The organism is Lacinutrix neustonica (assembly GCF_026625145.1).
GTDB lineage: Bacteria > Bacteroidota > Bacteroidia > Flavobacteriales > Flavobacteriaceae > Lacinutrix > Lacinutrix neustonica.
This window is the reverse complement of the sequence record NZ_CP113088.1, coordinates 1,450,555-1,457,500: the sequence shown is the minus strand read 5'-3', so window position 1 is coordinate 1,457,500 and position 6,946 is coordinate 1,450,555. Positions and strand designations below refer to the sequence as shown.

5 protein-coding genes and 2 rRNA genes (1 of these 7 cut by a window edge) are annotated in these 6,946 nt (G+C 36.8%); 5 read left to right on the top strand and 2 right to left on the bottom strand.

Translation table 11 applies throughout. The annotated features are described in order from the left end of the window. The 5 genes from N7U66_RS08100 to N7U66_RS08075 all read left to right on the top strand — a co-directional run. Nucleotides 1-1,028, top strand: a 23S ribosomal RNA gene (locus N7U66_RS08100) (it extends 1,797 nt beyond the left edge of the window). 160 nt (nt 1,029-1,188) lie between these two features. After that, nucleotides 1,189-1,296 (top strand): 5S ribosomal RNA (rrf, locus tag N7U66_RS08095). Nucleotides 1,297-1,546: 250 nt separating this feature from the next. Beyond that, nucleotides 1,547-2,560: an ATP-dependent DNA helicase gene (locus N7U66_RS08090; RefSeq protein WP_267678030.1), complete on the top strand. Its 1,014-nt coding sequence runs from the start codon at nt 1,547-1,549 to the stop codon at nt 2,558-2,560. 8 nt (nt 2,561-2,568) lie between these two features. After that, nucleotides 2,569-3,687 carry an HRDC domain-containing protein gene (locus N7U66_RS08080; protein WP_313791468.1) on the top strand — a complete coding sequence of 373 codons (1,119 nt, stop codon included), beginning with the start codon at nt 2,569-2,571 and terminating at the stop codon, nt 3,685-3,687. Further along, nucleotides 3,665-3,976: a helix-turn-helix domain-containing protein gene (locus tag N7U66_RS08075; RefSeq protein ID WP_267678029.1), complete on the top strand. Its 312-nt coding sequence runs from the start codon at nt 3,665-3,667 to the stop codon at nt 3,974-3,976. The genes N7U66_RS08080 and N7U66_RS08075 overlap by 23 nt, the downstream gene beginning before the upstream one ends. Before the next feature lie 199 nt (nt 3,977-4,175). On the opposite strand, the gene N7U66_RS08070 is transcribed toward N7U66_RS08075, so the two are convergent. Then, nucleotides 4,176-5,474 (bottom strand): OmpA family protein, encoded by a 1,299-nt coding sequence (locus N7U66_RS08070; RefSeq protein WP_267678028.1) that lies wholly within the window; start codon nt 5,472-5,474, stop codon nt 4,176-4,178. A gap of 327 nt (nt 5,475-5,801) precedes the next feature. Beyond that, nucleotides 5,802-6,944, bottom strand: coding sequence for an acyl-CoA dehydrogenase (locus tag N7U66_RS08065; protein ID WP_267678027.1), 1,143 nt, complete (start codon nt 6,942-6,944; stop codon nt 5,802-5,804). Nucleotides 6,945-6,946: the final 2 nt, after the last annotated feature.

The window sequence follows — 6,946 nt, the reverse complement described above, 5'->3', positions numbered from 1 at the left end:
AGGTTAAGTGGAGTTGTTAGCTTCGGCGAAGCAATCAAATGAAGCCCCAGTAAACGGCGGCCGTAACTATAACGGTCCTAAGGTAGCGAAATTCCTTGTCGGGTAAGTTCCGACCTGCACGAATGGTGCAACGATCTGGACACTGTCTCAGCCATGAGCTCGGTGAAATTGTAGTATCGGTGAAGATGCCGATTACCCGCTGTGGGACGAAAAGACCCCGTGCACCTTTACTATAGCTTAGTATTGGTTTTGGATAAGTAATGTGTAGGATAGGTGGGAGACTTTGAAGCGGCGTCGCTAGGCGTTGTGGAGTCATTGTTGAAATACCACCCTTTGCTTATCTAGAGTCTAACTTTCAATGAAAGGACAGTGCTTGGTGGGTAGTTTGACTGGGGTGGTCGCCTCCAAAAGAGTAACGGAGGCTTCTAAAGGTTCCCTCAGCACGGTTGGTAATCGTGCGTAGAGTGCAATGGCATAAGGGAGCTTGACTGAGAGACCTACAAGTCGATCAGGTACGAAAGTAGAGCATAGTGATCCGGTGGTTCCGCATGGAAGGGCCATCGCTCAAAGGATAAAAGGTACGCCGGGGATAACAGGCTGATCTCCCCCAAGAGCTCACATCGACGGGGGGGTTTGGCACCTCGATGTCGGCTCGTCACATCCTGGGGCTGGAGAAGGTCCCAAGGGTTGGGCTGTTCGCCCATTAAAGTGGCACGCGAGCTGGGTTCAGAACGTCGTGAGACAGTTCGGTCTCTATCTACAGTGGGCGTTAGAAATTTGAGTGGATCTGACTCTAGTACGAGAGGACCGAGTTGGACTAACCTCCTGGTGTATCTGTTGTTCCGCCAGGAGCATTGCAGAGTAGCTACGTTGGGAAGGGATAAGCGCTGAAAGCATATAAGCGCGAAACCCACCACAAGATGAGATTTCTTTAAAGGGTCGTAGGAGATTACTACGTTGATAGGTCATAGGTGTAAAGGCAGTAATGTCATAGCCGAGTGATACTAATAACCCATAGGCTTATTGTACGCCTGTTTTTTTATACACTTCAACAAGCTCAGTGCTAAGAAGTGGAGTGCAATACAATTATTATACTTTTCATGTAAATCACGTATAACGTGCTTTTTTCAATATGTTATTTTATACGGTAAGTAGATTATTTAATATAACTACACACGCCGAAAGATTTAAGGTGATTATAGCGATGGGGCTCACCTCTTACCATTTCGAACAGAGAAGTTAAGCCCATTTGCGCCGATGGTACTACATTTGTGGGAGAGTAGGTCGTCGCCTTTTTTAGAGAGTCCTAAACATGTATTTGTTTAGGACTTTTTTTTGTTTTATACTTTTCTAGTCTCAAGAAGTTTCTACTAATTTAATCTTATCTTAATTATAGTTTTTAAATACCTGTAAAGCTTTAATTTAAAAGATATAGAGGTACGCCAACACACAAGAAAACTTATAAGACCATTTTTATTTTCATAAAAACGCGGCGTAAATAATTTACAATTTACTTATCTTCAAAATCTATAATAGGGGACAATTAATGGAGGTTAATAAGGAATTAGATTTAGCTTGGGATTTTGTTAATAATACAGATCGAAATGTGTTTTTAACAGGTAAAGCAGGTACAGGAAAGACCACGTTTTTACATAGGTTAAAAATGAAGTCTTTAAAGCGTATGGTTGTTGTTGCTCCCACTGGAGTGGCTGCCATTAATGCTAAAGGTGTCACTATTCATTCTTTTTTTCAAATGCCGTTTGGTCCTATTTTACCTAATGAAACATTGGGTAGTACCTGCAGGTTTAATAAAAAATTTAATAAAACAAAAATTAATATTATAAAGTCTCTTGATTTATTAGTCATTGACGAGATTAGTATGGTTCGTGCCGATTTATTAGATGGTATAGATAAAACGCTTAGACGCTATAGAGATAAAGCGAAAGTGTTCGGAGGGGTACAGGTATTAATGATTGGAGACCTGCAGCAACTTTCACCTGTAGTTAAAGACAATGAATGGCAACTATTAAAGCCCTTTTATAAGAACGCCTTCTTCTTTAGTAGTTTGGCTTACCAAGAATGTCATGCGATCACCGTGGAATTAAAGCATATTTATAGACAAGATAATCCTAAGTTTATTAATATCCTTAATGAAATTCGGAACAACACACTAACAGCAGCTTCTGCTAAGGAACTCAATAAAAGATACCAACCAGATTTTATTCCTGGGGAAGAGGACGGTTATATATCATTAACGACTCACAATAATCGAGCAGAGCGAGATAATAATACAGCATTGGAGAAACTAAAAGGGAAGCCTTATAAATATTCAGCGCGTATTGAAGGTAAATTTCCGGAGTTTGCATACCCAAATAAAGAAGAATTGGTTTTGAAAGTGGGGGCTCAAGTCATGTTTATAAAGAATGACAGTTCAATAGATAAGCGGTATTTTAATGGTAAGATTGGTAAGGTTATTTTATTAGATAAGGATGAAGTTGTTGTGAAATGTCCCGATGATGCGTTTAATATTATCACGACTCCGAAGTTTGGGACAATATAAACTACACGGTGGATACAGAATCCAAAGCTATTACCGAAAATAAAATTGGTTCATATACGCAGATGCCGCTACGTTTGGCATGGTCTATTACCATACATAAAAGCCAGGGATTAACTTTTGAAAGAGCCATGATCGATGCTCAAGGTGCTTTTGCACATGGACAAACCTATGTGGCACTGAGTCGTTGTAAAAGTTTAGAGGGACTCGTGTTGAAAAGTAAAATAAGCTCTAGCCAAATTATTAGTGATAGAGATGTCATTTCGTTTAATAAGAGCTCTGAAGAAAATCAACCAGATGCAGTGGTTTTACAACAATCAAAATCTGAGTTTCAACTCCATTTAATTTCAGAACTGTTTGATTTTTACAAGTTATTATATCCACTAAATAGAGTCCTGGATATTTATTATAAAAATAGAACGAGTATTGAGGGGCATGTAGAAGGCCCCCTAAATATAATTAAAGACGCTGTGACTAATCTATTAAAAGTGACTAATGGATTTAAAGCGCAGTTAAGAGATTTGGCTAAAACTGGTTTAACACCCGAATCAAGTGATGATATTCAAGACCGTTTCACTAAGGCGATTAACTATTTTACAAGGGAAACAAATGAAAAAATTGTTGAACCCTATAAGGGGTTTGGATTTACTACAGATAATAAAACAGTAGAAAAAGACATCAATAATCAGTTAGATACGTTTGAAGAGTTATTGGCAACTAAGCAATTGTATTTTTCAAATCTGGATAAAAAATTTGATGTGCTCCAGTTTTTAGAGTTACGCGCCAAATCGGTATTTACGGCTAAGGAGAAACCTAAGAAACCAAGAAAAGCGGTTATAGATGGTACAACAAATGTTGAGTTATTTGAACTACTGAGAGAACTCCGTAACGAAATAGCAAAAGAAAAAGAATTGATCCATTTTCAAGTTTTTACACAAAAGGCTTTGTATGAGATGTGTGAAACATTACCAATAAATAAAAAGCAATTATTGGAAGTGAATGGTTTTGGGAAAGTAAGGGTTGAAAAATATGGAAACGATATTCTTAAGGTTATAAGGGACTTTTGTGATGAAAATGATATTGAAACCTCAGACGAGGTTGAGATTTTTGAAAAAGAAGACCAAACGTAAAAAAGGAGACACCAAGAAAACGTCTTTAGAGTTGTTTAAAAAAGGGAAGTCTGTTTCTCAAATTGCTCATGAACGAGAATTAAATGAAAATACAGTTAGTGGACATTTAGCTAGTTTTATACCCACGGGCGAAGTGAAAATAACAGATTTAATTTCCGAACGGCATTATAATGAATTAAAGGATATTATTCCTAAACATCAATTTGAAAACCTTTCAGATTTAAAAAACCAAATTGACGATAAATTTAGTTATGCAGAAATTAGGTTGGTGATGGATTCATTAAAATAGATACATGCAATGGAAAATCTATTAGGTATTCTATATCAAACGAGATCTTAATTTCACATTATAGGCTTGTGTAAATATAAAACCTTAATAATTGTTATAAATTTCCATTGCATGTACCTGTTCTATATCGCTGATGTAAGGGTTTAAGTCTATCAGCAGAATAGGTTTAAAAAAGTTAAAAGAGCGTTCGTTTATATATCTATAGTTTTAAAAATTCTACCCTACGGTTTTGTTCTTTCCCTGTTGCAGAGGAGTTATCTGCTATTGGATTAGACGCTCCTTTACCCTCAGTTTGTATCCTAGCGCTATTAATTCCAAATTTGGTAACCAAAGCAGATCTGACAGATTTTGCTCTTTCTTCTGAAAGTTTCTGATTCTTAACTAAGTTTCCATCGGAATCTGTGTGGCCTATAATTAGTATTCGCATGTCGGGAACACTTTGCATAGCTTCTCCAACTTCTTTTAAAATGGCTTCACTACCGCTTTTAATGGTTGCTGAACCGGTATTAAAGAGAATGGCGTTTGTAGACAGTTTTCCTTCGGTTAACAATTTACTACGATGATCTTGACCAGTCTTGGCTATTCTAAAATTATTAATGTGTATTTCATCAAAATTCCTGTCATCTCTTAAGCCTCTTGTACCTATTTTGAAATTCGTAATGCCATCTGGTACAAGTCTTGGAGTGTCAACAATTTTGTTTTCATTTAGCCAAACACGCATTCTGGTTTTATTCACTTCTATTGAGATTTTAGATGCACCTTTAATACTATTACGATAATCTTTATCAATTTCATTCCGCATTTCACGAGAGCCGTTGTTTACTTTTTCAATAGATCCACGCGAGTCAATAAATTGGCATGGCGAAAGTTCAACCATACACCAATTTTTCCCTTTGTCATATTTATTGTTATTTGATAAAAATAAGGTGAGCATTGCTTGAGAACTTGTTTTGTTATCCAATCCAGTGGTAAGTAAATCAAAATCAATGGTGTAATTTTCAGGCAGTTTTTGTGAAGTCATTGGTAAAAACATAGACTTGTTTGCAAGACGGAACCATTTTTCTCCATCTATCATAACTATTTCTCCGGAGCCGTTGGTATCCCATTCTGCCGGAAAGTCTCCTATATTATCTTTACTGAAATTGTCCTCAAAAAGGACGACATCTCCTGCTTTAAAGTCAAAATTTGAATGTACTTGAGGGCGAGACTTGGTATTTGAGCTGTTTTCTGAATCAGATGAAGTGCCACCAATAGAAAATTCTTTATCACGGTTTTTTTTGCGATTACCCCGTTTTTCTCTCTTTGATTTTTTTGGCGCTTCTATAAGGGTATCTAACGTACGATTTGTACTTTTTTCTGTCTCGCGTTCTACTCGACGTTCTATGGTTCTTTCTGCTGCTTTTTCTGCTTTTTTACCCAGTTTTTTCCAAATCTGTGCATGGCTCATTGTTCCCATTAAAAGCAATGATACTAGGATTGTCTTCTTTAAAATTTTCATGATTATTTATTTGTTGTTATACTTCTTTTAACCTTAATATTTAAATCATGAAAAGGTTAACAAGTGGGGGCATTTATTTTAAAAAAGAACAGTAAACGCTTAAAAAAAAATAGCGTTATTGTTAAAACGTGTTGTATATAGCGGAAATAGTAAAGCAATAAGCAAAATAGGAAAAAGAAGGAAAGTATAAGTAATTTTCGACAAAGATAGAACTCCAAAAATTACAGAGTAGATGCTTAAAAGGCATTAATGAATTGGGCTATTCTATAAACAAAAAAAAGCTATTGAATGTATCAATAGCTTTTAAAAGGTATATAATTTGATTTATTAGGCTTTAATAACACCTCTAGAAATGACAATCTTTTGAATCTCAGAAGTGCCTTCATAGATTTGAGTAATTTTGGCATCTCGCATTAAACGCTCTACGTGGTATTCTTTTACAAAACCATTACCACCATGAATTTGTACAGCTTCAACCGTATGTTCCATGGCTACTTTAGAGGCATATAATTTCGCCATAGCACTAGACATATCATAATTATGGCCTTGATCTTTATCCCAGGCCGCTTTCATAACCATATGGCGCGCCGCTGTAATGTCTGTATACATATCGGCCAATTTGAAAGCAATCGCTTGATGATTACAAATTTCTGTTCCGAAAGCCTTTCGTTCTTTTGAATATTTAAGGGCTAATTCGTAAGCACCTTGTGCAATTCCAAGGGCTTGAGCCGCAATACCAATACGTCCACCGGACAGTGTTTTCATAGCGAATTTAAAGCCAAAACCATCTTCACCAATTCTATTTTCTTTTGGCACTTTTACATCGTTAAATTGCAAGGTATGTGTGTCACTCCCACGGATTCCTAATTTGTCTTCTTTAGGACCAACATCAAATCCTTCCATGCCCTTTTCAACAATAAAAGCATTGATGCCCTTATGTCCTTTATCTCTATCGGTTTGTGCGATGACTAAATAAACATCACTTCGACCACCATTAGTAATCCAGTTTTTAGTTCCGTTTAAAACGTAGTGATCTCCTTTATCTATAGCAGTTGTTTTTTGAGACGTCGCATCACTACCCGCTTCAGGTTCACTTAAACAAAACGCGCCAACAAATTCACCAGTGGCCAGTTTTGTTAAGTATTTTTGTTTTTGTGCTTCATTACCGTAGGTTTCTAGTCCATAGCATACTAAAGAGTTGTTTACCGAAACAATTACCGAAGCCGAGGCATCAATTTTAGACAACTCTTCCATAATAAGAACGTACGATGTGGCATCCATTCCGCTTCCCCCATATTTAGGATCAACCATAATACCCATAAACCCTAATTCACCCATTTTACGTACTAATTCTTGGGGAAATTCTTGTTTATTGTCACGTTCTATAACACCAGGTAATAATTCGGTTTGCGCAAAATCGCGAGCGGCATCGCGCAGCATTAAATGTTCTTCGGTAAGGCTAAAATCCATAA

Coding starts and splice junctions, on each gene's coding strand:
- N7U66_RS08090 (WP_267678030.1), top strand. CDS start 1,547: ATGGAGGTTAATAAGGAATTAGATTTAGCTTGGGATTTTGTTAATAAT.
- N7U66_RS08070 (WP_267678028.1), bottom strand. CDS start 5,474: ATGAAAATTTTAAAGAAGACAATCCTAGTATCATTGCTTTTAATGGGA.
- N7U66_RS08065 (WP_267678027.1), bottom strand. CDS start 6,944: ATGGATTTTAGCCTTACCGAAGAACATTTAATGCTGCGCGATGCCGCT.